This window comes from Gordonia jinhuaensis, from assembly GCF_014639795.1.
GTDB lineage: Bacteria > Actinomycetota > Actinomycetes > Mycobacteriales > Mycobacteriaceae > Gordonia_B > Gordonia_B jinhuaensis.
Genome location: NZ_BMGC01000004.1, coordinates 24978 through 48786, shown reverse-complemented (window position 1 = coordinate 48786; position 23809 = coordinate 24978). Strand labels below are relative to the sequence as shown.

Annotated in this window: 36 protein-coding genes; 11 read left to right on the top strand and 25 right to left on the bottom strand. The window is 65.2% G+C overall.

From position 1 onward, the window contains the following. Positions 1-159 precede the first annotated feature (159 nt). The 18 genes from IEW22_RS04085 to IEW22_RS04000 form a co-directional block, all read right to left on the bottom strand. Complete coding sequence (locus IEW22_RS04085) at positions 160-456, bottom strand: hypothetical protein (protein ID WP_188585324.1); 297 nt, start codon at positions 454-456, stop codon at positions 160-162. Positions 457-568: 112 nt separating this feature from the next. Then, entirely contained in the window at positions 569-1315 is a 747-nt protein-coding gene (locus IEW22_RS04080; protein ID WP_229742190.1) for a DNA-methyltransferase, read from the bottom strand. Then, positions 1315-1539: a helix-turn-helix domain-containing protein gene (locus IEW22_RS04075; RefSeq protein WP_188585322.1), complete on the bottom strand. Its 225-nt coding sequence runs from the start codon at positions 1537-1539 to the stop codon at positions 1315-1317. Before IEW22_RS04075 ends, IEW22_RS04080 begins: the two co-directional genes overlap by 1 nt. A gap of 4 nt (positions 1540-1543) precedes the next feature. After that, positions 1544-1720, bottom strand: a complete 177-nt coding sequence (locus tag IEW22_RS04070; protein WP_188585321.1) for a hypothetical protein — start codon at positions 1718-1720, stop codon at positions 1544-1546. Further along, positions 1717-2058, bottom strand: coding sequence for a hypothetical protein (locus IEW22_RS04065; protein WP_188585320.1), 342 nt, complete (start codon positions 2056-2058; stop codon positions 1717-1719). Before IEW22_RS04065 ends, IEW22_RS04070 begins: the two co-directional genes overlap by 4 nt. Next, positions 2055-2369, bottom strand: a complete 315-nt coding sequence (locus tag IEW22_RS04060; RefSeq protein WP_188585319.1) for a hypothetical protein — start codon at positions 2367-2369, stop codon at positions 2055-2057. Before IEW22_RS04060 ends, IEW22_RS04065 begins: the two co-directional genes overlap by 4 nt. Positions 2370-2451: 82 nt before the next feature. After that, positions 2452-3264, bottom strand: coding sequence for a hypothetical protein (locus IEW22_RS04055; protein WP_188585318.1), 813 nt, complete (start codon positions 3262-3264; stop codon positions 2452-2454). Next, positions 3261-4199 carry a YqaJ viral recombinase family protein gene (locus IEW22_RS04050; RefSeq protein WP_188585317.1) on the bottom strand — a complete coding sequence of 313 codons (939 nt, stop codon included), beginning with the start codon at positions 4197-4199 and terminating at the stop codon, positions 3261-3263. The genes IEW22_RS04055 and IEW22_RS04050 overlap by 4 nt, the downstream gene beginning before the upstream one ends. Next, positions 4196-4348 (bottom strand): hypothetical protein, encoded by a 153-nt coding sequence (locus IEW22_RS04045; protein ID WP_188585316.1) that lies wholly within the window; start codon positions 4346-4348, stop codon positions 4196-4198. Before IEW22_RS04045 ends, IEW22_RS04050 begins: the two co-directional genes overlap by 4 nt. After that, positions 4345-4542, bottom strand: coding sequence for a hypothetical protein (locus IEW22_RS04040; RefSeq protein WP_188585315.1), 198 nt, complete (start codon positions 4540-4542; stop codon positions 4345-4347). Before IEW22_RS04040 ends, IEW22_RS04045 begins: the two co-directional genes overlap by 4 nt. A gap of 8 nt (positions 4543-4550) precedes the next feature. Beyond that, positions 4551-4700: a hypothetical protein gene (locus IEW22_RS04035; protein WP_188585314.1), complete on the bottom strand. Its 150-nt coding sequence runs from the start codon at positions 4698-4700 to the stop codon at positions 4551-4553. A gap of 109 nt (positions 4701-4809) precedes the next feature. Further along, positions 4810-4986, bottom strand: coding sequence for a hypothetical protein (locus IEW22_RS04030; protein WP_188585313.1), 177 nt, complete (start codon positions 4984-4986; stop codon positions 4810-4812). Between the two features lie 163 nt (positions 4987-5149). After that, on the bottom strand, positions 5150-5488 hold the full coding sequence (locus IEW22_RS04025) for a hypothetical protein (RefSeq protein WP_188585312.1): 339 nt from the start codon (positions 5486-5488) through the stop codon (positions 5150-5152). Further along, complete coding sequence (locus IEW22_RS04020) at positions 5485-5697, bottom strand: hypothetical protein (RefSeq protein WP_188585311.1); 213 nt, start codon at positions 5695-5697, stop codon at positions 5485-5487. The genes IEW22_RS04025 and IEW22_RS04020 overlap by 4 nt, the downstream gene beginning before the upstream one ends. Before the next feature lie 214 nt (positions 5698-5911). Continuing rightward, entirely contained in the window at positions 5912-6145 is a 234-nt protein-coding gene (locus IEW22_RS04015) for a hypothetical protein (protein WP_188585310.1), read from the bottom strand. Next, positions 6142-6348: a helix-turn-helix domain-containing protein gene (locus IEW22_RS04010; protein ID WP_188585309.1), complete on the bottom strand. Its 207-nt coding sequence runs from the start codon at positions 6346-6348 to the stop codon at positions 6142-6144. The genes IEW22_RS04015 and IEW22_RS04010 overlap by 4 nt, the downstream gene beginning before the upstream one ends. Then, on the bottom strand, positions 6345-7118 hold the full coding sequence (locus IEW22_RS04005) for a phage antirepressor KilAC domain-containing protein (protein WP_188585308.1): 774 nt from the start codon (positions 7116-7118) through the stop codon (positions 6345-6347). The genes IEW22_RS04010 and IEW22_RS04005 overlap by 4 nt, the downstream gene beginning before the upstream one ends. Positions 7119-7208: 90 nt before the next feature. Next, entirely contained in the window at positions 7209-7541 is a 333-nt protein-coding gene (locus IEW22_RS04000; protein ID WP_188585307.1) for a hypothetical protein, read from the bottom strand. A gap of 184 nt (positions 7542-7725) precedes the next feature. On the opposite strand from IEW22_RS04000, the gene IEW22_RS03995 reads away from it, so the two are divergent. From IEW22_RS03995 to IEW22_RS03970, 6 genes are all read left to right on the top strand, one after another. After that, positions 7726-8310 carry a hypothetical protein gene (locus IEW22_RS03995; RefSeq protein ID WP_188585306.1) on the top strand — a complete coding sequence of 195 codons (585 nt, stop codon included), beginning with the start codon at positions 7726-7728 and terminating at the stop codon, positions 8308-8310. After that, a complete protein-coding gene (locus IEW22_RS03990) occupies positions 8307-8891 on the top strand; it encodes a hypothetical protein (RefSeq protein WP_188585305.1) in 585 nt (194 codons plus the stop codon). The genes IEW22_RS03995 and IEW22_RS03990 overlap by 4 nt, the downstream gene beginning before the upstream one ends. Positions 8892-8955: 64 nt before the next feature. Beyond that, complete coding sequence (locus IEW22_RS03985; protein WP_229742159.1) at positions 8956-9363, top strand: hypothetical protein; 408 nt, start codon at positions 8956-8958, stop codon at positions 9361-9363. Then, complete coding sequence (locus IEW22_RS03980; protein WP_188585304.1) at positions 9360-9596, top strand: DUF3263 domain-containing protein; 237 nt, start codon at positions 9360-9362, stop codon at positions 9594-9596. The genes IEW22_RS03985 and IEW22_RS03980 overlap by 4 nt, the downstream gene beginning before the upstream one ends. Next, entirely contained in the window at positions 9574-10275 is a 702-nt protein-coding gene (locus tag IEW22_RS03975; RefSeq protein WP_188585303.1) for a DUF2510 domain-containing protein, read from the top strand. The genes IEW22_RS03980 and IEW22_RS03975 overlap by 23 nt, the downstream gene beginning before the upstream one ends. A gap of 3 nt (positions 10276-10278) precedes the next feature. Continuing rightward, complete coding sequence (locus tag IEW22_RS03970; RefSeq protein ID WP_188585302.1) at positions 10279-11391, top strand: tyrosine-type recombinase/integrase; 1113 nt, start codon at positions 10279-10281, stop codon at positions 11389-11391. A gap of 215 nt (positions 11392-11606) precedes the next feature. On the opposite strand, the gene IEW22_RS03965 is transcribed toward IEW22_RS03970, so the two are convergent. Next, positions 11607-12119, bottom strand: a complete 513-nt coding sequence (locus IEW22_RS03965; RefSeq protein ID WP_188585301.1) for a pyridoxamine 5'-phosphate oxidase family protein — start codon at positions 12117-12119, stop codon at positions 11607-11609. Between the two features lie 59 nt (positions 12120-12178). Next, positions 12179-12934: an IclR family transcriptional regulator gene (locus IEW22_RS03960; RefSeq protein ID WP_188585300.1), complete on the bottom strand. Its 756-nt coding sequence runs from the start codon at positions 12932-12934 to the stop codon at positions 12179-12181. A gap of 159 nt (positions 12935-13093) precedes the next feature. On the opposite strand from IEW22_RS03960, the gene leuC reads away from it, so the two are divergent. From leuC to IEW22_RS03945, 3 genes are all read left to right on the top strand, one after another. Then, on the top strand, positions 13094-14539 hold the full coding sequence (gene leuC / locus IEW22_RS03955; protein WP_188585299.1) for a 3-isopropylmalate dehydratase large subunit: 1446 nt from the start codon (positions 13094-13096) through the stop codon (positions 14537-14539). A gap of 91 nt (positions 14540-14630) precedes the next feature. Then, complete coding sequence (leuD, locus tag IEW22_RS03950; protein WP_188585298.1) at positions 14631-15224, top strand: 3-isopropylmalate dehydratase small subunit; 594 nt, start codon at positions 14631-14633, stop codon at positions 15222-15224. A gap of 162 nt (positions 15225-15386) precedes the next feature. Continuing rightward, positions 15387-16103, top strand: a complete 717-nt coding sequence (locus IEW22_RS03945; RefSeq protein ID WP_188585297.1) for an HU family DNA-binding protein — start codon at positions 15387-15389, stop codon at positions 16101-16103. Between the two features lie 86 nt (positions 16104-16189). Here IEW22_RS03945 and IEW22_RS03940 read toward each other — a convergent pair whose 3' ends face one another. The 3 genes from IEW22_RS03940 to IEW22_RS03930 form a co-directional block, all read right to left on the bottom strand. Beyond that, entirely contained in the window at positions 16190-17131 is a 942-nt protein-coding gene (locus IEW22_RS03940; RefSeq protein ID WP_188585296.1) for an NUDIX hydrolase, read from the bottom strand. Between the two features lie 32 nt (positions 17132-17163). Further along, positions 17164-19386: an RNA degradosome polyphosphate kinase gene (locus IEW22_RS03935; protein ID WP_188585295.1), complete on the bottom strand. Its 2223-nt coding sequence runs from the start codon at positions 19384-19386 to the stop codon at positions 17164-17166. Positions 19387-19508: 122 nt separating this feature from the next. Further along, positions 19509-20381, bottom strand: a complete 873-nt coding sequence (locus tag IEW22_RS03930; protein ID WP_188585294.1) for a hypothetical protein — start codon at positions 20379-20381, stop codon at positions 19509-19511. Between the two features lie 134 nt (positions 20382-20515). Between IEW22_RS03930 and IEW22_RS03925 the strand changes: the two genes are divergently transcribed. Further along, positions 20516-21511 (top strand): NAD(P)H-dependent glycerol-3-phosphate dehydrogenase, encoded by a 996-nt coding sequence (locus IEW22_RS03925; RefSeq protein WP_188585293.1) that lies wholly within the window; start codon positions 20516-20518, stop codon positions 21509-21511. Between the two features lie 63 nt (positions 21512-21574). Here the strand turns inward: IEW22_RS03925 and IEW22_RS03920 are convergent, their stop codons facing one another. Then, positions 21575-22249: a DUF3515 domain-containing protein gene (locus IEW22_RS03920; RefSeq protein WP_229742158.1), complete on the bottom strand. Its 675-nt coding sequence runs from the start codon at positions 22247-22249 to the stop codon at positions 21575-21577. Then, the gene (locus IEW22_RS03915; protein WP_188585292.1) at positions 22246-22491 is read right to left on the bottom strand and encodes an Lrp/AsnC ligand binding domain-containing protein; all 246 of its coding nucleotides are present in this window, start codon (positions 22489-22491) and stop codon (positions 22246-22248) included. Before IEW22_RS03915 ends, IEW22_RS03920 begins: the two co-directional genes overlap by 4 nt. 258 nt (positions 22492-22749) lie before the next feature. On the opposite strand from IEW22_RS03915, the gene IEW22_RS03910 reads away from it, so the two are divergent. Next, entirely contained in the window at positions 22750-23781 is a 1032-nt protein-coding gene (locus IEW22_RS03910) for a thiamine-phosphate kinase (protein ID WP_229742157.1), read from the top strand. Positions 23782-23809 lie beyond the last annotated feature (28 nt).

Here is a 23809-nt window from a genome sequence, read left to right as displayed (position 1 = left end):
TCGGCCCAGTTCCACATGGCTATGTAGAGCAGCCGTGTCCAGGGGTCGCTGGGATGGTTCGGCGAGGACCAAAACTCGGGCTTCACTGCCCTGATGCGGGGCACTATCGCACCTCGTCCATAGAGAACGGTCTGCCGATGAGTTCGCCGATGATCTCGGTCACTGGTTCTGTCCTTCGGTGAGAGCGCGCCGGCGAGCGTTCAGCCAGTCGGTGCGGAATCGGCCGGTTGCCGTGGTGGGTGGTTCTGCGTGCTCGTTGTAGATCGCTTCGCGCCAGTACGCTGCGGCGCCGTGCTCGGCCGGGCAGTCGCTGCGCTGGTGCTCGTATTCGTCGCTGCTGTTGCCGTACTCGCCGCACTGGTCGCACTCGAACATGCGGCCGGCGCTCACCTCGCGATCCCAGTAGTCATATTGGTCGAGTGGCCCGGTCACGGTCGGCGGATAGTAGTGGGACATCGGCTATCGCCTTCCGTGTGCGCAGGCGCGGCAGGCCCTACTCATGAGGCGTCCTCAAAGTCGAGTTCTTGGTTTCGGATGCGCGCTTCGGTTTGCGGGTCAATGTCGCCCATCACGTCTCCTTAGCCCCGAAGTCGAGGGCCATCTGATCGAGTCGGCGTGCCGTGTACTCGCACCAGCGCTCGTCAACCTCTATGCCAATTGCTCGACGCCCCTCGTCGACGGCCGCACGAATTGTGGTGCCAGTACCCATGCATGGGTCGAGCACAGTGTCTCCATGATCTGAGAACTTGCGGACCCAGTCGCGCACCATGTCGACAGGCTTTTGTGTTGCGTGCCCGGACCCCTGGGAAGTAGGCAGCACGTAGTTTGCTGCCCGGCCGCCACCGTTCCATGCCGGTTTGACGTCGACGCGATGCATGTAGGCGATCGGCTCCCATCCCATCGCCGGACGATCCGCCGAGATGATCGGCATCGGGTTCGTCTTGATCCACGACCCGACGCGCATCACTTTCAGCCCAGGTGGCGCCTGCTCCACCTCGAATCGAAAGGCTGTGTCAGTGGAGAGGTTTGCAATCACCCACCTCCGGGTGAGCCGACCCAGCTGCTCGAAGAAGGCCAGCTGCGCAGGGTGATCCCAACAATCGAACCGAGTCTCGGCGGTGCCACTGAGAACTCTGTTGCCTCCACCAGATGTGCCGTACCCGTTACGGTTTGAACGCGCCATACTATGCGTGCGAGCATCAAACGGCGGGTCTGTGATCACCACATCAACGCTGCGGTCCGCCATCTCGGCCAGCAGTTCCAGACAGTCCCCGTGGTACAGCGTCACGAGGTCATCTGTGTAGTAGGGGTCCATCACGCACCGTCCTTGTCGAGTTGCATCGCGCGCTTGCTCCGGTTGCCGGTGTCGTTGCATGCGCGGCACACGAGCGTTCCTTGGCGGCGGTGCATGCTGTAGCCCGCGGCGGTGCCGCACTGCGCGTACGGGCCGCGGTCGGGGATCATGTCAATGTTGTCGAGGTGTTGTCGGACAGCTTTCGCGCTACAGCCGAGGCGATCCGCGATGTCGCTGAGACTCATGCCTTCACCATCCGCAGTCGTTGCCGTTGCCGAGGCCGTTGCCGTAGCCGAAGCCGTAGCCGTAGCCGTAGCCGTCGCCGAGGCCGTAGCCGTCGCCGAGGACGTAGCCGTAGCCGTCGCCGAGGCCATCGCCGTATGTGGTCTGCGACAGCTCCCCCAAAGACGCTGCCAGGGCGGTCACCACTTCGACTCGTCCACGTCGAGGCGGGCCACGACGGTCAGCTCATGGCACCGCACGGTCCCAGCAGGCTTCAGTTCCGTGTTCGCAGTCGGCCCCGAGAGTGCGAGCTGGCCCAAACCGTCTGTCGTGCCCCATCGCTGTATGTTCTGCGCATTCGACAATGTGAACTCGTCGCCATGCTTGCTCAGGTCTCCGATGAAAACCCAGCCGCGTTGTAAGATGACGATCGACTTGGACGATTCGACTTTTGGCCCCGCTTCAGACGCGGGGATGTAGTCGATTCCGTTCAGGGTGATGGTGTTGTTGGACATGATGTTTCCTTCTGTTGTGTCGGTCATGGTGTGCTCCTGTCGAGGATGCGGAGGACGTGCCAGGCCGTGCGCGTATACGGAGGCACCGTGACCATCTCGGCGTACGCCCGTACCGCGTCGAGCTTGGCGAGCGCGGCGTCACGTTCGGCGAACGCTTCGTCGGCGTGGCGGATCGCCTCCTGCCAGCGCTCTTTCCACCGCTGTGCTTCATCCTTCGCCTCGTCCATCTCCGCGAGCACCCGGCGTGCGAGGTCGACAGGTATCAATTCAGATTCGTATCCCTGATCGGCCCAAGAGCCGCCTTCCACCCACTGCTGTAGTTCGTCCGCCGCGCTCATCGGGTGGCCTCCGCGGCGTTGGCAGTCGTGACGGTGTTGTCGGCGTTGACGACCGACATGGACAGCACTTTCGGGATCTGTCTCATGCGTCGACCGCCTCCGCTTCAATCTCGACGTCGAGCGCGGGCTGCTCCGCATCCGGCTCGTCGGCTACGGTGAGCGCTTCGAGCCGCGCGTCGATGAGCGCTTCGTGGTCGGCGACCGACTCGGGATCGGACTCGGCGAACCGCTGCAAGTAGTTACGCGACTTCGCCAACCACTCCACGTCGTCAGAAGTGACGATCTTGTCGGCGAGGTCGGCGGGGATCGACGGCTTGGGACGCTCCGTGGGTGCAGGCTCCGACGTAATCGACGCCGCAGGTGTGGACGCGGGCTGCGTGAAGTCCTGTCGCCCGCGCATCTCCATGACCTCTTCGGGCGTGTACTTCAACCCGCCCAACACTTCCGAGCACGCCAGGCGCACACACTCCGACGCCGCACGCCACCGCAGCATCGTTGCGGGATCTTTGCCCCAATGCCCCTTCCCCCACAGCCCTGCGGCGCGGGCCTTCTTTTCATCCCACACGCTGCGGTGCGTGTACTCGGGGTCGTCGGCGCGGATGATCTCGCACACCCCGGCACCCGATTCATCGTTGTGGACCCGTACCTTGTGGCCTGCCGCCCGCGCCAACGACACCATCAGCGACGCCGACGGCGATGGTGTTCCGTTGATGACGTTGATCTCGTTGATCGCCACGATCGGCTTGATGCCGAGCGCTTCGCCGAGTTCGATCGCCACGAGGACGTTCGCGGGCTCGCGCTGGTAGACGCGGGGGATCATCCCGGACTCGGCGAGCGCCTTCGCGTGCTGGATCTTTTCGGGCAGCGGGGCTTGGTAGGTCTGGATGTCACTCATGCTGATTCCTTCATGGTGTCGAGTAGTTGAATTGCTTTGTCTGCGATGCCTTTTGCGGCGGCGAACGTGGGCGGCTGGTCGCCGCGACCGCGACGCCGTGAGCCGAGGGTGATGCCCCGCCACACGACCGTCTTGGAGTCCCCGACGTATGCGGCGAGTTCGGCTGCCGCTGTCGCCTTGTCGCCGTCGATCGCCTTCTGTGCGGCGAGCGCTTCGAGCCACGGCACCGCGACCTCGTCGGGCACGTCGAGGCTGTCGTCGATGACGGCGGGATGCTTGTAGCGGGCGGTCAAGCGGTCGTCGTCGCGGCGGTAGTCGGGATCGGGTTCGACGTCGAGGTCGAGCAGATCCATGAACTCCAACGCCGCTTCCCGCAGGTACGCGGCCTCGCGCGGGTCGTAGTCGACAACGAACTCCTTCGGGCGGCGGTCGAAGAGCTCGAACGGCCCACAGGCGGCGAAGATGACGCGGTCAACGCCGATGGTGTCGGCCTGCCACATGGCTTGCGCCCGGTAGTAGTTGGGCACCTCGTCGCCCCACGCCATGAGATCCTGCGCGGTCTTGATCTCCAACAGGGCTGTCGGCTCCTGCTCGGGCATCAACTCGCCGGCGTCGGGGATGAGGAGCCGGTCGGGGTTGGCAGTCTGCCAGTGCCGTTCGCGGTGCCGCCACGTTCCGGTCAAGCACACCTGCCATTCGGGGTGGGCAGCGGCGAACCAGTCAGCAATGAGTGGCTCGAACTGGTGCCCGCGGCCCTGCGCGTCGGTCTGCGGGTCGGCAGGTCGCGTGCCCTTCTTGAGATGCCAGAGGGTGTGCGCGGACTGCCACGGGTTGATGTCGATGATCGTGGCGATCTGCGATGCGCTCACCGTTTGCAACCAGGCTGTCGAGCCGGGTTTGAGGGCGTCGGCGAGCTGTTCTCCGGTGATGGTCATGGCTGCTCCCAGGGGTCGGTTCCGTAGTCGGGGTTGGGTCGGAGGGGGAGTTCGGGGCATCTGTCGGTGTGGTGTCCCCACACGCCGCAGATGCCGCACTCAGGTACGAGGGCGAGCGTGGTGCGCGGCGGGTAGTAGTAAGCGGTCATGACGACGCCTTCCGAGTGCCGCTGCGGTCGAGGCCCGCGAGCCCACCAGGCGCAGGGAGTTTGAGTGCGGCGTAGTAGCGGAGGATGCTGCGGGGTGCGCGGTTCACGCGGATGCAGGCGCGTTCGACACCCATGCCGAACGACAACATGAACTCGAACTCGTCGATGTTGCGTTGCGCTGTTTCGACGTTCATCCTGTCCATCAGAACTCCTCCTCATCGCGGCGTTCGAGGACGCCGAGGGGTGTGCGGTCGAGGTCGTCGCTGTCGTCGGGGCACAGCCAGCCCAGGAGCGTGAGGCCCGCGAGCGCGCCGGTGGCGGCGATGCCGCAGATGACGTCGTAGGTGTTCATGCGATCACCACCCAGATGATGAGCACCCACAGGAGCAGGGAGACAGGGAGCGCGTAGAGGATGCCGCGAATCGCGTTCCCGTCACGCTGATCGTCGTCGCGTCGTGCGGTCACAGTCCCACCCCCATTGACGCCATGTAGTGCGCGTAATCCATTGCCTCGCCGTTGGTCTCGAACCTGCCATCCAACCGCTGACCGCCCGACCGCTTGGTCGGATCGGCGGGGTACGCCCACCATTCGCCGTGCAGTTTCGACACCCACCAACTGGGCTTGCGATGCTTCGCCATCAGGCGACCTCCCCTCTCTCCCAAGGGATTGCGCGAGTCCCCCGACACCACTTGCGCGGTGCTTCCTTTCCGGACATCGGGCAGACGTTCCCGGCCTTGTCGTTGTGTGCCCACACGTTCTGCGCCGTCTCGACGAGACGCCAGCACACGGGGCATTCACGGATCACGATCTGCATGACGCCTCCTTCACCAGACGCAGGCTTGCGCCCGTCGACGGCGGGAATGCGAGTGCAGCGAACGCCAACCGGAGCGCCTGCACGCGGGTACGGGCACGCACGGTGAGGGTGTTGAACCGGATGTCGCGCTTGCAGATGTCGATGTGCGCGGGGTCGAGGTCGTTGCCGAAGGTCGGGAACCGCTCGGGGTCGAGCTGGTCGACGACAATCTCGACGATGTCCTGGTACTCCCAGATGCGAAGGCAGGCACGCGTACCCATCGTTTCGGCGAGGTCGCCCCACAGCTTGCCGACGGTCTCGTTGGTGTCACCGATCATGGCGGTCATGCCGACACCGCCGTGCGGGTGAGGTCGATGCGGATGACGCGGGACTCGGGGATCCGGGTCACGGTGCCCTCGGCGAGCACGATGACCCAGCGGCCCTCGAGGTAGAACTCGTCCCCCTCGACGGTGGCGGGGGTGAAGGTGCACTGGCGGTTGTTGTCGCGGGTGAACGTCTCGTAGTGAACGGTCACGTGGTTGGTGTCGAGACTCATGATGGATCCTCGGTTTCTGGGGCAGTCGTCGGTGTCGTGGTCGCCGGACGCGCACCACAGGCAAGCGTTGGCGGGGATTGGTGTGGGCCAGTCGTATTCGTCGGGGGGGAATCGGGTCGCCATCACAGGGCTCCCCGCCATATCGCGACCTCGAGGAGGGCGGGGACGATGAGGCCGCAGCAGGCGCCGACGGTGACGTCGGTCAGCCACGCCCTCATGACCGCGCGCCTTTGCGGGTGAGTGCTGCGAGGTAGGTGCGGCTGGTCGAGGCGACGCGTTCGTGGCTGGTGCGCAGCGCGTCGAGGGTGGAAATCACCTCGAACAGGCGGGCAGGTGGCCGGTGGGTGACGGCGTCGAGGTATTCGGCGACGGCGGCGTGCTCGTCGGACATGGCTTGCCGCCAGGCGAGTTCGTGCAGGGCGGTCAGTTTGTCGTTCATGGCGGTCATGCCGACACCGACTGTCCGTAGCGGGGGCACCCCTGGGCGATCCATGCGTCGACGGCGGCTTCAGTGATGAACCAGCGGCCTCCGCGCATCGAGTGGCTGCCGTCGAGGGCACCGGAGTTGAGGGCGTCGTAGATCACGTTGGCGCTGCGGCCCGTGAGGGTCGCGACGTCGGCGATGGTGAGGGCCTTGCGGGTCGTGGTCATGCGAACGTCTCCTGGGTTGCGATAACGGTGAGCCCGAGCTTCTTGGCAATGAAGTCGACGCCGGAGGGCTGCACGCGGGTCGTGTAACCTGTTCCGCGCGTGCCGTCGGATCGCTCGTACTCGTTGGCCTTGACAGCGAAGTGGTGCATGTACTTCTGGTATGGCGTGTTGCGCATAGCGCCTTTGGCGATGAGAATGCCCTCGTTGCGCAGCAGGTCGAATAGCTTGTTCTGAGACCTGCCAAGCATCTTCGCGACGTTGCCGACCGAGTAAGTGCCGTCGCCGCTCATGTAGCGGTCGTAGTTCTCTGCACGCGGCTCAAGGTCTTTCGCGTAGGACTCCATGGCCTGGCGAGTTTTCACTTCGATGGCAAGTTGCTTCTCGGCAACCTCGCGCGCATCCTCGGCGGCGATGACCATCTGTGCGAGTTCACGCGTCGATGGGAGTGCGGGCTGCGCGTTGAACGATCCGGTCTTGCGGATCTCGGGGAGGACGGTTCCGGTGATCCAGCGACGGAATGCGACGGCTTCGGGCTTGTCCGATCGGATGACGACCTCGTACATGCCCGGCTCGGACACGATGGTCGCCTGCTGAGTGCGGCCGAGGCTGTCCGAGATGGGGTGAGTTGAACTCACCCCATCGTCGAGGCGTTCGACAACCTTCGCAGGCGTGGTCAATCCGAGCACCTTGCAGAGATCGGCGAGCACGAACCACGGCTCACCGTCGATGACTACGGTCCGCACCGCAGTGTCGCCGTAGTTGAAGGGCATGACCTGTGGGCTATGCTGGTCTTGCATTGAGACTCCCATCTCTTGTCTGCGCCGTCCGTGTTCCAGCACGGGCGGCGTTTTCTTTGTGTCCTACGCCGATCGTTTCGTGTTACCCGAACCGCGAAACACCGAGGGCACGAAAAGATCGCCGTCGGCCATTTCGAGCGCCCTCTCAAGTGCTAACCCACGCAACTCGTGGGTTGACTTCGCGGCCCCGGTGTACAGCTGCCCAACGAGCGCCTTCGAGATACCATCCGGTACACCATCACCGCGTCGCTTCCGCTTCTCTGCGCGAGCAATCTTCCGGAGTTCTCGCGTCGCCTCGTCTGCGAGCTCTTGGTACGACATTCCCGACCGACGCAGCGCTCGCTGAAACAGGTCGCGATCGACTTCGGCGTACATGCCGCGTGAAGTGAACCCCATGTCCTCCTCCTTCCTGGTTCGCGGTACGTGGACCACAATACACCACTAGCCGAACCCGTCAAGCCTTGAAGTGAGAAAATGTGTCAACTACGTGTCTGAACAGGAATTACGCCGATGTTGTTCCTAAACGGCGCGGCTAGTTGCCAGCTATTCGAACACCGCGAACGACAGGCAGGGTGACCTTGTGAGCGATCCGAACCTACCGGCAGAACAGTGGCGAGCACTGTTTGATGCGAAGGGCATCGAGTTCGGATACCGGCCACTGGCAACACGCGCAGGAATGAACCACACGCGAGTACGACGAGTGCTCCGCGGCGAGGGGACCACCGAGGATGCGATCAGGCAAGTCGCCACCGCACTCGGCACGTCGCCCGCGAGGGTGCACGAACTACGCGGAGAGCCGGCGGTCGAGCATCAGCCGTTCACCCTGCCCGATGACGCAGGGAAGCTGAACGATCGGGAGCGCGAGGTCATCCGGGCCATGGTCCGAGTGCTCCTAGATGCTAGGGACCGACATGCCGATCAACCCGCCGATACCGCCCCGCCCGCGCAACAGGGAACATCGAGCTCGCCGTCGAAGGACGAGAAGACCGACGCGGGTGACCCCCGCGTAACACCGCTGCCTGTCGCGTACGAAGACGAGGACGAGGACGATCAGGACCTTGCCGCCCGAGACGCTGGCGGTATCTCTGAGGGTGAGCAGACCCGCCGCGACATGGACCAGCAGGGTGAAGCGCCCGACCCCGAGGGGCCGGAGGATGGGGCGTGACCAGACGACGCCAGCAGGGAAAACAGCACGCGAAGCGTGCACAGAAGGCGGCGCACGAACGCCTGGAAAGCTTGAGCGGAACCTACATCCCTGACCGGACCGACAAGCGCTTCCGACGAGGCGCAACACCGTGCGCGTATCATCCGAAATACGGGAAAGGGAGTGAACAGGTGAGTAATCGCGTGGACCAGCTTGACCAACTGCGGCACGAGGTGAACATCAACTTGGCCATCGGCGCCATCGAACTCGATCTCGTCACCAACGATGAAGGCCATTGCCCTGTCGTTGTCGCTCTCGATAGCGAGCCCCTCTCGACTATCCTTGGGCGGCTCCGCGCAGCTGGCGGGTATGGCACCGCCTTTTCCCGTGGCGTCGGAGGCGATGTGCGCGTGGTCTCGATGCTGCACGACGTATGCGCAATCGCACCCGACGCCGATTCGGTGGTGCCGGGGCCGGACGCCGAGTTCGGCATGTTCCTCGACTTCGTTGCACTCCATCCGGAGGGAGTCGCGATTCCTGCAGCGTTTGAGCGCCCCGCTAAGGCGCAGAACGCACACGCTGTGGATTTGACTGAAGCCTGAATTACACGTCTGTAATTCCTGGTCAGCGCCGTTTCTGTCGGTGGCGTGCCCTAGCTTGTCCGGTATGTACCACCCCTGGCGAGATGCGCGTGACCGCGAACATCTGAACATCACCTTCGAGCGGCTGGCCGATGGTCGGCGCGGCTGTCTGCGCGGTGATCGGGTCACGATCAACACTGGCGACGATCAGGCTCAACGCCGCTCCACACTCGCCCACGAGCTCGTTCACGATGAGCGCCGCGTGTTCCCCACTGACCGAGTGCTGCGAGCTCGCGAGGAGTTGACGGTCGAGCGCATCGCGGCACGACGACTCATCGCCCTCGACCATCTGGTGGATGTCCTGCGGTGGACTCGATCGACAGGTGAGGTTGCAGCCGAACTATGGGTCGACGTACCGATGCTCCAAGCTCTCGGACGGTCACTGACCGACGCCGAACGCGCATGGATCGACGAACAGTTGGAGGGGCTATGACCGACGAGGATCGTCGGCTCCTCGACATGGCGGGTCGACGCTGGAATTACGCGGGCAATCATGCCGACGCCGTGCGCGCCGAGTTCGGCATGTCGGTGACCCGGTTTTGGCAGAAAATAAGTCGACTCCTCGATAATCCTGACGCTTTAGAGTATTCGCCACAGACGGTGTACCGATTGCGCCGATTGCGCGCTCACGAAGGGAATCACAATGACTCAGCCAACCCCGCCTAGCTGGTTGCCCGACCCGGAAGGTTCTGGTCGTGAACGGTGGTGGGACGGATACCGGTGGACCGCACAAACGCGGATCACGCCGAAGAAGAACCGCTCCTCGAAGGCGTGGTGGTGGATCGGCGGGTTCATCGCCCTCGTGGTGATTATCGGCGCGATCGGGTCAACCCTGTCGGACACGGGAAACACTGCGTCGCCATCAGGGGGCACGCCGTCGACCGACGCACGCGGTACCGCGACCACATCGACGCCCGTCGACCCGCAGGCCGACGCCTCACAGTCGGCAGCCATGTCGTCAGCGCTCGCCGAGGCCACCGCTCGCGAGCAGGACAAGACTCAGTTCAAGGACATCGGCGATCGCGATTGGCAACTGATCGCGAAGAATCCCGACGCGCACCTGGGCGAGAAGGTCGTCATCTACGGCAAAGTGACGCAGGCGGATTCGGTGACCGGCGACAAGTACATCCGTGTCTCTACCGGCGCAGAGCCTGCCGACTACTACACGGTCAACACTATCGCCAAAGAGGGCGTCAACGGTGTGTTCGCCAACGTCGTCGAAGGCGACCTCGTCACCATGTGGGCACGCGTGTGGGGATCGAAGACCTACGACACCACCCTCGGCGGATCGACGACCGCTCCCGAGGTCAAGGTGAACGTGATTGAAGTGACCGGGCACGAGTGAATCATGGGGTCGATCTCGCGCTACCCCGTCGGCGACGGCCACCGATGGGAGGTGCGCTACCGCAAGCCGACCGGGCAGCAAACCCGTAAGCGTGGTTTCGGCACGAAGGCCGCGGCGACTTCGTTTCTGCACGCGGTCGAGTCGGACAAGGCTGCCGGCACCTACGTCGATCCGACGCGGGGAAAGGTGACGGTGTCGGAGTGGTCGGCGCGGTGGTTGGAGGGCAAGGCAAATCTCGCGCCGTCGACGCGCTCGCGGTATGAGTCGATCATCGAGACGCATATCGCGCCGACACTCGGGCGGCTGCCGGTGGCGAAGGTGCGACACGTCGATGTGCAGAAGTGGGTGAGCGGCCAGGAGTGTTCGGCGGCGTCGGTAGTGAAACATCACCGCGTGCTGTCGCAGATTCTCGAACTCGCGGTGCGTGATGGGCGCATCCCGAGCAATCCCGCAAAGGGCGTGAATCTCCCGAGGGTGAAGCACGCCAAGCGCCGGTACCTCACGGCTGCACAGGTGGAGGAATTGGCGGTGGCGGCGGGGCCGTGGCGCCCTCTCGTGCTGCTGCTCGCCTACACAGGCTTGCGATGGGGTGAGATGGCAGCACTACGGGTGCAAGACATCGACATGTTGCGCCGTCGTGTGCATGTGACCCGCTCGGTCACGTTGGTCTACGGTCAGTTTGTGTGGGGCGATCCGAAGGATCACGAACAGCGGTGGGTGCCGATACCGCGGTCGGTGGCGAACGAGCTCGGCGGATTCCTCGCGGGCAAGGGTCGTGAGTCGCTGGTGTTCACCGGCGAGCGTCGCGGGAATCCGCTGCGGGTGAAGGTGGCCCGGAAGTCGTGGTGGGATGACGCGGTGGTGGCCTCACGCTGCCCCGAGGGTTTCACGCCGCACGAGTTGCGGCACACGGCGGCGTCGCTCGCGATCTCGGCGGGCGCGTCGGTGTTGGGGGTGCAACGGATGCTCGGGCACGCCAAGGCGTCGATGACGCTCGACGTGTACAGCGACTTGTTCGACACCGACTTGGAGGCCGTCGCGGAGTCCCTGGACAAGCTGCGCGGTGGACACCGATTGGACACGAAGGGCAATGAGACCGTGGGGAATACAGGGTAAACCTGGTGGTCGTCTGCGCTGGTCACAGCCTCATAGCCGCGTGACCTGCGGTGCGAGAACGAACTCTCAAGGCGGTAGCGCGGGTTCGAATCCCGTCGGGGCTACAACAGATGTGAGGCGTCTCATCCATTACCGGGATGAGGCGCCTTTTCTGTGTTGCATCATCATTGCGCTCGAACAGACGGGGACGATCGCGCTGGGCCTGCCCGGCGGGGTCAGCCGCGTGTTGTCGGGAGATGGCGGGCGGTCGAACCGGCGACCGGTGCCGGATCGAGACCGAGCTTGCGATGGTCCCAGGAGCGCGTCCGCGACGCGGTGACGCGGACGGCGACGCGCTTGTTCATCATCTGCTCCACGAGCGGTGCGACATCGTCGGAGTAGGGCCCGGTGTAGCGCTCCCACACGCTCACGCCGACGCGGTGACAGTGCTCGGGGTCGTCGTAGATCTCGGCCACCCCCTCGATCGAGACCCCGCGCAGGGTGTCGTAGGTGTCGCCGTCCTCGATGAGTACCGAGCACCGTCGATCGCGGCGGATGTTGACGGCCTTCTGCGACTTCGACTTGGTCTCAAACCAGATCTCGCCGTCGATGACCCCGTACCACATGGCGACCAGATGAATGGCTCCGTCGGCGCCGTGAGTGGCCAGCGTGGCAGTGCGGCTGTGGTCGATGAACTCGGCGATCTCGGTGTCGGACATGGTGATCTGGCGGCGCTGATTGACTCCCATGACCTCAGTCCTACCCGATGGTGGCCGGCGCGGTCAGGTATCCGCGGTTTCTCGCAATGTCAGCGACGCGAGGGGCTGAGTCTCTTGTGCATGGCCTCGGCAGCGGCGAGAAGGTCTGCGGCCCAGCGGATACCGGGGCGCCGGCCCATCCTGTCGATCGGCCCGGACACCGAGATCGCGGCGATCACCTCACCGCTCCCGTCGCGCACCGGGGCAGAGACGCTGGCGACACCGGGTTCGCGTTCGCCCACGCTCTGCGCCCAGCCGCGCCTGCGCACCTCGGCCAGCGACCGTTCGGTGATACCGCTGCCCGCGAGGAGTGCGCGCTGGGTCGCCGAATCCGACCAGGCGAGCAGAACTCGTGCTCCCGACCCGGCGGTCATGGGCAGTCGGCTGCCCACAGGGACGGTGTCGCGCAGGCCTGTCGGTGGCTCGAGTGCCGCCACGCAGATGCGTTCGCTGCCCTCGCGGCGGTAGATCTGGACCGACTCGCCGGTGATCTCGCGCAGTCGTGGCAGCACCAACAGTGCGGCTTCGCGAACCGTGTCGTGCACGGGGGCGGCGAGTTCGGCCAGTGCGGGACCGGGACACCACTGCCCGCCCGCGTTGCGCGTGAGCAGTCGGTGGGTCTCCAGGCCCATCGCCAGGCGGTGTGCGGTAGCCCTGGGAAGTGCCGTGCGCTCGCATAGTTCGACCAACGAACACGGTGCAACGGCAACGGCCTGCAGTACGGCGACGGACTTGTCGAGCACACCGATCCCACTGCTGACACCCGCGGTGTCGGAGGCTGATCGGGATGAGTTATCATTTCCCACGAGCCGATATTAGACTCCCGGATAGTGAGATGCACATCGCGACGACCCCGGCGCGCCGCACGACCCAGCCCGGTCCGTGTACGCCGGCGCGATCCGGTGGCGGCGACGTCAGCGATGGCGACGTCAGCGATGGCGACGACTTCAGTGATGAGGAAACAGATGAGCGACAACAACGACGCGGCGACGACGCCGCGGACGATGGCCGAGAAGGTCTGGGCCGAACACGTCGTGGTCCCCGGTGGGGTCGACGAACACGGTCAGCGTGACCCCGACCTCATCTACATCGATCTCCACCTCGTCCACGAGGTGACCAGTCCGCAGGCCTTCGAAGGTCTGCGACTGGCCGGACGCGGGGTCCGCCGGACGGATCTGACCATCGCGACCGAGGATCACAACGTCCCCACCGAGAATCTGTTGGCGCCCATCGCCGATCCGGTGTCGCGCACCCAGGTGGAGACACTGCGTCGCAATTGCGAGGAATTCGGTGTCCGCCTGTACCCCATGGGCGATCTGGAGCAGGGCATCGTGCACGTGGTCGGACCCCAGCTGGGGCTGACCCAGCCGGGTACCACCGTGGTGTGCGGCGACTCGCACACCTCCACACACGGTGCATTCGGTGCCCTCGCAATGGGAATCGGCACCTCGGAGGTCGAGCATGTGCTCGCGACCCAGACCCTGTCGTTGCGACCGTTCAAGACGATGGCGATCACCGTCGACGGCGAACTCGGACCCGGCGTCACCGCCAAGGATCTGATCCTGGCCGTGATCGCGGAGATCGGCACCGGTGGCGGGCAGGGGCATGTGCTGGAATATCGCGGTCCGGCCATCGAGAAGCTGTCGATGGAAGCTCGAATGACCATCTGCAACATGTCGATCGAGGCCGGTGCGCGTGCGGGCATGATCGCCCCCGACGAGACCACCTTCGCTTACCTCCAGGGCCGCGAGCACGCCCCGAAGGGTGCGGAGTGGGATGAGGCCGTCGAGCACTGGAAGAGTCTGCGGACAGATCCGGGTGCGGAGTTCGACCGCGAGGTCCACATCAACGCCTCGGAACTCACGCCTTTCGTGACGTGGGGTACCAACCCGGGACAGGGACTCCCGCTCGGTTCGGTCGTTCCCGATCCGTCCGATTTCGGCGACGAATCCGACGCGCTGGCCGCCCGTAAGGCATTGGCCTACATGGATCTCACCCCGGGAACCCCGTTGCGTGACATCGCTGTCGACACGGTGTTCGTGGGCTCGTGCACCAACGGGCGCATCGAGGATCTGCGTACCGTCGCCGACATCCTCAAGGGGCGCAAGATCGCTGACGGCATCCGGATGCTGGTGGTGCCCGGTTCGATGCGGGTGCGCGCACAGGCCGAGGACGAAGGGCTGGGTGAGATCTTCGTTGCCGCAGGGGCCGAGTGGCGTAATGCCGGATGTTCGATGTGCCTGGGGATGAACCCCGATCAGCTCGCACCGGGCGAACGTTGTGCCTCGACGTCCAACCGTAATTTCGAGGGCCGGCAGGGCAAGGGCGGTCGTACCCACCTCGTCTCGCCCGCGGTGGCCGCGGCGACCGCAGTGCGTGGTCGGCTGTCCTCGCCGGCAGATCTCAACTGACCGCTGTCATCTCAACTGATCGCTGTCGCAAGGACATCGCCCGACCGCACCCACCACCGACCACGACCCCCGCAAACGTCAGGAGTTCACCATGGAAAAGTTCATCTCTCATACCGGAATCGGTGTCCCGCTGCGTCGCAGCAACGTCGACACCGACCAGATCATCCCCGCCGTCTACCTCAAGCGGGTCAGCCGAACGGGATTCGAGGACGGTCTGTTCGCCGCCTGGCGCACCGATCCGGAGTTCATCCTCAACAACGAGCCCTGGAGTCGCGGTTCGGTCCTGGTGGCAGGTCCCGACTTCGGTACCGGCTCGTCGCGCGAGCATGCTGTCTGGGCGTTGATGGACTTCGGATTCCGCGTGGTGCTCTCGAGCAGATTCGGTGACATTTTCCGTGGAAACTCCGGAAAGGCCGGACTTCTGGCCGCCGTGGTGGAGCAGTCCGACATCGAACTCATCTGGAAACGGCTCGAGGAACAGCCTGGGACGGAAGTCACCGTCAGCCTTGAAGATCGGACGGTCACGGTGGGTGACCTGGTGGTGCGCTTCGGAATTGATGACTACACCAGATGGCGTCTGATGGAGGGCCTCGACGACATCGGACTGACATTGCAGCAGGTAGACGCGATTTCCGAGTTCGAGAAGTCGCGGCCATCATGGAAGCCGGTGACACTGGAGAGGTGATGTGAACGCGTGCGCCGTTGCGGCGCCGTAACCTCTTTTGGCTTATCGGGATTCGCCACGCCGGGGATTGATTGGCGTGGAACATGGACGTTCTCGGGTTTGACGTTTACCGTGTTCGGTAGCTGACCCAAGTGGGGTCAACAGCTTGCGGAGGTTGAATCCATGAACAAAGCCGAGCTCATCGATGAACTCACCAAGAAACTCGACACCGATCGCCGAACCGCCACCGAGGCGGTGGAAGGCTTCGTGGACACCGTTGTTCGCGCGGTGACCAAGGGTGAGAGCGTGACGATCACCGGTTTCGGTGTCTTCGAGAAGCGTCGCCGCGCGGCGCGTGTGGCCCGTAACCCGCGCACCGGTGAGACCGTGAAGGTCCGTCCGACGTCGGTGCCCGCTTTCCGCCCCGGTGCACAGTTCAAGGCTGTGGTCGCCGGCAAGCAGAAACTCAGTGCCACCGGACCGGCCGTCAAGCGCGGCAGCGGAACCACCACCACCGCGGCGAAGAAGTCGACCACGGCGGCAAAGAAGTCGACCGGCACCACTGCACGCAAGTCGACCACCGCGGCAAAGAAGTCGACGGGTACCACCGCGGCGAAGAAGTCGACGGCCACTCCCGCACGCAAGAGCACTGCGGCCAAGTCGACCACCACGCCGAAGAAGACCACCACGACGGCGAAGAAGTCGACCACCACGCCCAAGAAGACCTCGACCACCGCGCGCAAGTCGACGACTCCGGCGAAGAAGTCGTCGACTCCGGCAAAGTCGACCACCGCACGCAAGAGCACCGCGGCCAAGTCGACCCCGGCCAAGTCAACGACCGCGAAGAAGACCGGCACCACCGCCAAGAAGACGACTGCCAAGAAGACGACTCGTCGCTGAGAAGTATTCGCACCGCCCGCAAGAAAGAACCCCCTGCGTCCTTCCCAACGCAGGGGGTTCTTCTCGTGCGCGAGTGCGTCTGTGCGTCAGTGCGCGAGTGGGCTGTCGATGTAGTCGAGGCCGCGGATGCGGGAGTCCTCGTCGAGGCTCAGTACCCACATCGAGGCCTTGCGCGTGGCCCCGACCGGCAGCTCGACACGGTCGCGTCCGGTCCACCAGTCCAGTAGTGGTGGAATCACCTTCCCCTGACTGCAGACCGCGCGGATCCCGGGCATGGCGGCAATGGACAGCATCTGCTGATGTGCTGCGTCCGGGTCGTCGTGATACGCCTCCTCCGACAGAGTGGGTTCACTGAGGATGGGCACCCCGAGGGTCTCGGCCAGCGGGCCGACAGTCTGCTCGCAGCGCACGCGGTCCGCCGAATGTACGTGCTGCGCACCGAAAACCAGACACTGTGGCACGAGGGCCTGTGCTTGGCGTTTGCCGACCTTGTCCAGCGGCCGCAGCCGATCGTCGCCGCGGTATTTGGCCTTCTGTCCGGCCTTCGCGTGGCGGATGATGAGGAGCGTCTTGAGATCGATTGGCAGTCGGGTGAATTCGGCCAGCACCGCGGCGTCCTCGCGGTAGCTCACCGTGGTCATCGCGGTCGCCGGATCGAGCCAGACGAGTTTGTCGACTTCGTGATTTTCGGCGAAATCGCCGGCAATCGCCTCCGCCGACCAGTAATGGACATACTTTGTGGTCGAACTGTCGGTGCGATATCGAACACGTGACAAATGCCGCCCGATTCTCACCGAATATCCGGTCTCCTCGCCGATTTCCCTGGCTGCGGTGTGCAGGAATGTCTCACCGGCTTCGGTCTTCCCTTTCGGTAGCGACCAGTCGTCGTAACGCGGACGATGCACGAGGCCGACCTCGACCGCTCCGGAATCGTCGCTGCGCCACAGGACGCCTCCGGCCGCGTAGATCGTGCGTTTGTGCTTCCTGTCGGTCGATCCCTTGCCGGTACGTCGCTTCTTGTGGGTCATGACCTACGCCTCGCTCTCGCCTCGGCTCCCGGTCAGCCCAGGCTGTCCACGCGATTGCGATGCAGACGCATCATCTGTCGCTGATGGTCGAGTACCTCCACGCCCTCGGCGGGCATGGCCAACCAGCTCCCGTCGGGCATGAGTTCCCAGCAGCGGGTCCGCGGATCGAGTGCGGATTCGAAGATCTCGTCGAGTTCGCGGGTCAGACGAGAGTCGCGGACCTGCGCGAGCACCTCCACCCGGCGATCGAGGTTGCGGTGCATCATGTCTGCCGACCCGATCCAGAACTCGTTGCTCGCCCCAAAATGGAAGATGCGCGAGTGTTCGAGGAACTGCCCGAGAATCGACCGTACGGTGATGTTCTCGCTCATCCCTTCGCGCCCGGGTCGTAGTGCGCAGATGCCGCGGACCACGATCTGCACCGGGACACCGGCCTGAGAGGCGGAGTAGAGCGCCTCGATGACCTGCTCGTCGACCAGGGCGTTGGCCTTCAACCGGATTCGGGCTTTGGAGTCTCCGGCCTGATGTAGCGCGATCTCCCGCTCGATCCGTTCGATGATGCCCGACCGGATGCCGTGCGGGGCGACGAGTATGTTGCGGTAACTCACCTTTCGGGAGTATCCGGTGAGTGTGTTGAACAGATCGGTGAGGTCTGCGCCGATGTCGGGGGAGGCGGTCAGAAGGCCCACATCCTCGTATTGGCGTGCGGTCTTCGGGTTGTAGTTGCCTGTCCCGATGTGGCAGTACCGACGGATGGTGGAGCCCTCGCGTCGCACGACCAGACATGTCTTGCAATGGGTCTTGAGCCCCACGAGCCCGTAGACCACGTGGACGCCTGCCTGTTCGAGCTGACGTGCCCACTTGATGTTGGCCTGCTCGTCGAAGCGCGCCTTGATCTCCACCAATGCGACCACCTGTTTGCCGGAGTCGGCGGCGTCGATGAGTGCGTTGACGATCGGCGAATCGCCGGACGTGCGATAGAGGGTCTGCTTGATCGCGAGCACCTGCGGATCGGCGGCGGCCTGTTCGATGAAGCGCTGCACACTCGTGGAGAACGAGTCGTAGGGATGCTGAACCAGCACATCGCCTTCACGCAGGGTCGCGAAGACGCTCTTGGGCGTCTCCCGCTCCCCGAAGGCCGGATGGGTGGTCGGTACGAACGGACGATCCTTGAGCGTCGGCCGATCCAGGGCGTACACCTGGAACAGACACGACAAATCCAGAAGTCCGGGTACCTGGATCACATCGGCCGGGTTCACGTCGAGCTCGCGCAGCAACAGATCGAGCATGTGCTCGCTCATGTCGTCGGCGACCTCCAGGCGCACGGGTGAGCCGAATCGCCGACGCGCGAGTTCGCGCTCGAGGGCTTGCAGGAGATCCTCGTCTCGGTCTTCTTCCACCTCGAAGTCCGCATTGCGCGTGATGCGGAACACGTGGCGTTCAACGATTTCCATCCCCGGGAACAATGCGTCCAGATTCGCGGCGATGAGATCTTCCATCGGCAGCAGCGTGGTGTGGGGGAGATCGGGGTCGGACTCCGGCTCGGGGTCGGGTGCCAGATCAGAGACCGTGATGAACCGATCGACGTTGTCGGGAACCTTCACTCGCGCAAAGTGTTCGCCCGACTCCTCGGAGTCCCGAACGGTCACCGCGAGATTGAGGCTCAGGCCGCTGATGTAGGGGAAGGGGTGTGCCGGGTCGACGGCCAGCGGCGTCAGCACCGGGAACACCTCCTCGTGGAAATGTGCGGTGAGGCGCTCTCGCTGCGCCGCCGAGAGGTCTTCCCAACTGACCACATAGATTCCGTTGTCCGCCAACGCCGGGCGCACCGACTGTTCGAAGACACGCGCGTGGCGTTCGGTGAGCGCCTGCGTCCGGCGTGCGATGCGGGCGAGCTGCTCGCGCGGTGTGAGCCCGTCGGCCGACCGCACCGACAGACCCATCTCGTCGCGTCGCTTGAGCCCCGCCACGCGCACCATGAAGAACTCGTCGAGGTTCGAGGCGAAGATCGCGAGGAACTTGGCGCGCTCCAGAAGCGGCGCCGAGGTGTCCTCTGCCATCGCGAGAACCCTGGCGTTGAAGTCGAGCCAGCTCAGTTCGCGGTTCAGGTAGCGCTCGGACGCATCGAGTGGCGCTTGGGTCGCGGCCGGCGGTGCGGTGGGCAGCGCCGTCGGGATGGTCGCGTCACCCGGATCGTCGGGAACCGTGTCGGTGGCTGAGTAGTCGTCAGACGTCACGTGTCCATCATTGCGCATCACGCGACAGGAAGGCACCGAAGTCCGCCCCGGTGGCGGATGGACGGTGAGTGAATTGTCGTGAGGAGTGAATTGTCGCGAGGCCGGGGGCTCCGCGTGGGCTCTGATGGGCTGCGCGTGTGTCACCGGGTTCTGCAGGCGGCCGCGGTGCTCGTACCGATGGGCAATCGTTGCAGCACTGCGGCGGTGTGTGCGCCGACGCCCAGCGCCGCCGCCGCGTGCAGATCCTCGATCGTGTCGACGTCGGTGCGCAGCGGCTCCCACGATCCCCACGACCGTTGCCTTCTCGACCGGTCGGTCGAGGAGGTCGCCGCGACCAGGTCGACCGCACCGCGGGAACGGTGCACCGTCGCCGAATCCGGCCCGAAACCGAGGAGCCCGTCGAGTGCGGTGGTGTCATCGGCGATGAGCATGGCAGTTCCCGTTCCACGTCGATCCGACACCACTGCCGCGGTCGCCGGCTGATCGCGATCGGTGTGGCCGAGTGCCGTCTGCTCGACGGCGGCGAGTGCCTGCCGCAGGACGTCGGTGGTGATCGCGGGGAGATCGGCCTGCAGGAACACCATCCGTGGCCGCGCGAGGTCGCCGGCGGCGGCGGCGCCGAGGAGGAGTTCCCGGGCATGGCGTGCACCGGCCAGCAGCGCGTCATTGAGGCGTTGTGCCGAACCCCCGTGCGAGTCACGGCGATCAGAGCGCACCGGGTCGTCGAGAGCCAGACCGCCGCGGCGGGTCGCCTCGTTGCGCACGATCTCGTCGGGACTGACCACCACGGCGGTCACCGGTGCACCCCCCGGTGTGTCGGCGAGGTCGACCACGGCGTCGAGGACGTCGAGGTACATCCCGAGCACGAGATCGGCGCGCAGTGCGTCGGAGAAGGCACCGGCCAGTCGCGTCTTCGCCTGGTTGAGCTCTTTGACCGCCATCACCACCACGATCGGTCGCTGCGTCTCGGTGAGGTTGCGATCGGGTGATTCGGACCCGCGGAGCTCTCGCATGACTCCATGATGCCCTCCGGGGGCACCCGGGTCCCGTCCACCGCGGTGGCTAGGCTTGGCCACAATCGACGTCGACGCGGACTCGGCCGGGTGCGTCGGAAGGTGTCGAGGGACCGGCGGCAGGAGGGGCGGCGATGCGAGCAGTCGTGATGGGCGCGGGATCGTGGGGTACGACGGTCGCCAAGGTATTGCACGATGCCGGAACCGAGACCACGCTCTGGGCGCGCAGATCCGATCTGGCCGACGAGATCAACACGACTCACGTCAACTCCAGCTATCTGCCCGACATCGTGTTGCCGGAAACGCTTTCGGCGACGAGTTCGGTGCCGCAAGCGCTCGACGGAGCCGATCTCGTGGTGTGCGCGAGTCCGTCGCAGGTGCTCAGGCAGTGCCTGGGCGACTGGCGCGAGTACATCGGATCGCAGGCGGTGCTGGTGTCGTTGGCCAAGGGCATCGAGTCAGACACCCTGCTACGGATGAGTGAGGTCATCGCCGAGGTGACCGAGATGCCCGACGAGCAGATCGCGGTGCTCACCGGACCGAATCTGGCGCGTGAGATCGCGCTGCGGCAGCCTGCGGCGACGGTGATCGCCTGCACCGACCACGACCGAGCCCGCGAGCTCCAGCACACCTTCGCCACGGGATACTTCCGCCCGTACACCAAGACCGACGTCGTCGGATGTGAGATCGGCGGTGCCATCAAGAACGTGATCGCATTGGCGTGCGGGATCGCCACCGGAGTGGGCTTCGGCGAGAACACCCTTGCCACGATCATCACGCGCGGGCTGGCCGAGACGATGCGATTGGCCGAAGGACTCGGCGCGCGGGCGGAAACCCTCGCCGGACTGGCCGGGGTCGGCGACCTGGTGGCGACCTGCTCCTCGCCGTTGTCGCGCAACAGGTCCTTCGGGGCGCGGCTCGGGGAGGGGCAGTCGCTCGAGCAGGCGCAGCGCGCCGCCGGCGGGCAGGTTGCCGAGGGCGTCAAGTCGTGCACATCGATACGTGCGTTGGCCGCCAAGAACGGTGTCGAGGTCCCGCTCACCGACGCGGTGCACCGGATCTGCCATGAGGGCTGGGATGTCGCCGACGCCGTCGCCTCGCTGCTGGGGCGGTCGAAGAAGAGCGAGTAGGCGACGGCGCTCACGTATCGGGTACGGCCAGCAGATGGCCTGGGACGGCTCGGGAGGGCTGGATCAGGAGCCGACGTCGACGGTGGTGGCGGGCATCGTCGTGTTGACCGCATCCGAGATCTGGGAGATCGGTCCGTTCCCGGCGTCGGAGGGCAGCCAGATCGCGACATAGGGTCGGCGGTCCACCGCATACCAGAGCGCCCCGTCGGCGGCGTCAGAGGTGGTGGTCGTCGGGCTCTGGCTCGATGCGGGTGAGCCGGTGTCGTCGGAGTCCGGGGTGAACCACTGGACCGAGTCGACACCGGTCAGCACCGACGTCGACACCAGTGATGTCGGGCGGTCGACGCCACACCGCAGCCGGACCGCTCCGGAATCGTCGTCGGCGGACTTCCAGGTGATCAATCCGTCGTGTTCGGTGCGCTCGCGGTAGCCGTCGAGCTTCTTCGGTAACGCTGCCACGAGGGAGGTGCACTCCGCCGATGTCGACTGGGGTGCTGACATGGAGTCCAGTGGTGTCGACTTGTCCGCCTGCGACGACCCGTCGGACGGTCCCAGCACCGCATAGGTGATGAATCCCACGATCACCATGGCGGGAATCGCGGCGATCAGTGCGATCAGTGCTGCACTTCGAGGTGGCTGCGCGGATCGATCCCGCGCAGGCTCCGTCGCGCCGTCTGCACGTTCGACATCGTCGTCGTCGGGGCGGTTCTGGTCGGGCTGGTCGTGCGAGGTGTTCACCGAGTGGTCGACACCACCGGGCAGGTGAGCGTACGGGTGATCCCGTCGACCTTCTGGATCTGGGGCACCACGTGGTCGGTGAGATGGGCCGCATCGGTCGCATCGACGCGAACGATCACGTCGTACGGGCCGCTGACCTCCTCCGATGAGGCGACACCGGTGATCTCGGAGATGGTCGCGGCCGCCAGAGCGGCCCTTCCGACCTCGGTTTGGATCAGAATGTATGCCTGAACCACGACCATCCTTTCCCTGCTGCCGATGTGGCGACGGTCCGTCGTGGGCTGTACCGGCGGTCCGCGTGCCGGACGCGAATAGACTGGCACATATTGTCACCGACTACCCTGTCCGAGCGCGACTCAGCGTAGTCGACGGGTGTCGGGTCACCCGCATGCGCTGCTGTCAGATGTGGTGTCGGCGACCCTCACGTGGGCCCCGACCAAGCCCGAACCGTGCAGAACCAACTCCCTGAGTCGAACCGCTGAGATCGAGGTGCCGCTGCCGTGTCCGACAACGACGATCGCCGCTGTGATGTGCCGCTGCACGGTGATTGGGAGGGTGACTGGGAGTCGGCCAGTGTCGCCCAGGTGGGCGAGGCGGCGCTGCTGTCGGTGCTGGCTGCGCAGGCCAGAGCGCGCGACGACGAGCGGGTGGTCATCGGTTCCGGCGATGACGCCGCTGTGCTGGACATCCCGTCGGCGACCGTCGTCAGCACGGACTCGGCGGTGGAGGATCGTCACTTCCGCTGGGAATGGACGACGCCGGCGGCGGTGGGGGAGCGAGCGGTGATCGCCGCGGCCGCCGACATCGCCGCGATGGGTGCGGTGATCGTCGGTGCGGTGGTCTCGATCGGATGCCCGCCGAGCACCTCGGCGTCGGTGGTCGCCGAGATCTCGCGCGGTGTCGGGGTGGGGCTACGCGGCCTGCAGGCGAGTCTGTTGGGCGGTGATCTGGTGGCCACCCGACAGACCGTGGTCACCGTGACGGTCCTCGGGACGACCGCGGGGCGCCGGGCGGTGCGGCTCGACGGCGCACGAGCCGGTGACGTGATCGCGGTGAGCGGGCCGCTCGGCGCGTCGGCCGCCGGACTCGCACTCCTGGCTGCCGGCGTCGAGAGATTTCCTGAACTCATTGCCGCACACAGGGTTCCACGACCAGACCTGTCGCAGGGGCCGATCGCCGAGCGCTGCGGCGCACATGCTCTCACCGACGTCTCCGACGGTCTGGTCGCCGAGCTGGCCACCATGTCGCAGGCCGCCGGACTGGTGTTCGAGGTCGACTCCACGAGCATCCCCAGGCCGCGAGAACTGGCCGACGCCGCTGTGCTGTTGGGTGCCGACGCCGACGACTGGGTGCTCACCGGCGGTGAGGATCATCAGCTGCTGGCGACATTTCCGCCGGGGACCGTGCCCTCGGGGTGGACGGTGATCGGCCGGGTCGCCGACGCTTCGGGTGGAGATGAATCCGTTGATAGGGCGACGGTGCTGATCGACGGGATCCCCACCGGGCGCCGCGGGTGGCAATCCTTCGACTGACTTCTTCACCGGATCCTTCCGGGGTCGT

What these genes read in the sequence shown, in the direction of transcription:
- IEW22_RS04085 (WP_188585324.1), bottom strand. Translation starts at nt 456, where the DNA reads ATGTCCCACTACTATCCGCCGACCGTGACCGGGCCACTCGACCAATAT.
- IEW22_RS04080 (WP_229742190.1), bottom strand. Translation starts at nt 1,315, where the DNA reads ATGGACCCCTACTACACAGATGACCTCGTGACGCTGTACCACGGGGAC.
- IEW22_RS04075 (WP_188585322.1), bottom strand. Translation starts at nt 1,539, where the DNA reads ATGAGTCTCAGCGACATCGCGGATCGCCTCGGCTGTAGCGCGAAAGCT.
- IEW22_RS04065 (WP_188585320.1), bottom strand. Translation starts at nt 2,058, where the DNA reads ATGACCGACACAACAGAAGGAAACATCATGTCCAACAACACCATCACC.
- IEW22_RS04060 (WP_188585319.1), bottom strand. Translation starts at nt 2,369, where the DNA reads ATGAGCGCGGCGGACGAACTACAGCAGTGGGTGGAAGGCGGCTCTTGG.
- IEW22_RS04055 (WP_188585318.1), bottom strand. Translation starts at nt 3,264, where the DNA reads ATGAGTGACATCCAGACCTACCAAGCCCCGCTGCCCGAAAAGATCCAG.
- IEW22_RS04050 (WP_188585317.1), bottom strand. Translation starts at nt 4,199, where the DNA reads ATGACCATCACCGGAGAACAGCTCGCCGACGCCCTCAAACCCGGCTCG.
- IEW22_RS04045 (WP_188585316.1), bottom strand. Translation starts at nt 4,348, where the DNA reads ATGACCGCTTACTACTACCCGCCGCGCACCACGCTCGCCCTCGTACCT.
- IEW22_RS04040 (WP_188585315.1), bottom strand. Translation starts at nt 4,542, where the DNA reads ATGAACGTCGAAACAGCGCAACGCAACATCGACGAGTTCGAGTTCATG.
- IEW22_RS04035 (WP_188585314.1), bottom strand. Translation starts at nt 4,700, where the DNA reads ATGAACACCTACGACGTCATCTGCGGCATCGCCGCCACCGGCGCGCTC.
- IEW22_RS04030 (WP_188585313.1), bottom strand. Translation starts at nt 4,986, where the DNA reads ATGGCGAAGCATCGCAAGCCCAGTTGGTGGGTGTCGAAACTGCACGGC.
- IEW22_RS04025 (WP_188585312.1), bottom strand. Translation starts at nt 5,488, where the DNA reads ATGACCGCCATGATCGGTGACACCAACGAGACCGTCGGCAAGCTGTGG.
- IEW22_RS04020 (WP_188585311.1), bottom strand. Translation starts at nt 5,697, where the DNA reads ATGAGTCTCGACACCAACCACGTGACCGTTCACTACGAGACGTTCACC.
- IEW22_RS04015 (WP_188585310.1), bottom strand. Translation starts at nt 6,145, where the DNA reads ATGACCGCCATGAACGACAAACTGACCGCCCTGCACGAACTCGCCTGG.
- IEW22_RS04010 (WP_188585309.1), bottom strand. Translation starts at nt 6,348, where the DNA reads ATGACCACGACCCGCAAGGCCCTCACCATCGCCGACGTCGCGACCCTC.
- IEW22_RS04005 (WP_188585308.1), bottom strand. Translation starts at nt 7,118, where the DNA reads ATGCCCTTCAACTACGGCGACACTGCGGTGCGGACCGTAGTCATCGAC.
- IEW22_RS04000 (WP_188585307.1), bottom strand. Translation starts at nt 7,541, where the DNA reads ATGGGGTTCACTTCACGCGGCATGTACGCCGAAGTCGATCGCGACCTG.
- IEW22_RS03985 (WP_229742159.1), top strand. Translation starts at nt 8,956, where the DNA reads ATGTACCACCCCTGGCGAGATGCGCGTGACCGCGAACATCTGAACATC.
- IEW22_RS03980 (WP_188585304.1), top strand. Translation starts at nt 9,360, where the DNA reads ATGACCGACGAGGATCGTCGGCTCCTCGACATGGCGGGTCGACGCTGG.
- IEW22_RS03975 (WP_188585303.1), top strand. Translation starts at nt 9,574, where the DNA reads ATGACTCAGCCAACCCCGCCTAGCTGGTTGCCCGACCCGGAAGGTTCT.
- IEW22_RS03970 (WP_188585302.1), top strand. Translation starts at nt 10,279, where the DNA reads ATGGGGTCGATCTCGCGCTACCCCGTCGGCGACGGCCACCGATGGGAG.
- IEW22_RS03965 (WP_188585301.1), bottom strand. Translation starts at nt 12,119, where the DNA reads ATGGGAGTCAATCAGCGCCGCCAGATCACCATGTCCGACACCGAGATC.
- leuC (WP_188585299.1), top strand. Translation starts at nt 13,094, where the DNA reads ATGAGCGACAACAACGACGCGGCGACGACGCCGCGGACGATGGCCGAG.
- leuD (WP_188585298.1), top strand. Translation starts at nt 14,631, where the DNA reads ATGGAAAAGTTCATCTCTCATACCGGAATCGGTGTCCCGCTGCGTCGC.
- IEW22_RS03945 (WP_188585297.1), top strand. Translation starts at nt 15,387, where the DNA reads ATGAACAAAGCCGAGCTCATCGATGAACTCACCAAGAAACTCGACACC.
- IEW22_RS03940 (WP_188585296.1), bottom strand. Translation starts at nt 17,131, where the DNA reads ATGACCCACAAGAAGCGACGTACCGGCAAGGGATCGACCGACAGGAAG.
- IEW22_RS03935 (WP_188585295.1), bottom strand. Translation starts at nt 19,386, where the DNA reads ATGCGCAATGATGGACACGTGACGTCTGACGACTACTCAGCCACCGAC.
- IEW22_RS03930 (WP_188585294.1), bottom strand. Translation starts at nt 20,381, where the DNA reads ATGCGAGAGCTCCGCGGGTCCGAATCACCCGATCGCAACCTCACCGAG.
- IEW22_RS03925 (WP_188585293.1), top strand. Translation starts at nt 20,516, where the DNA reads ATGCGAGCAGTCGTGATGGGCGCGGGATCGTGGGGTACGACGGTCGCC.
- IEW22_RS03915 (WP_188585292.1), bottom strand. Translation starts at nt 22,491, where the DNA reads ATGGTCGTGGTTCAGGCATACATTCTGATCCAAACCGAGGTCGGAAGG.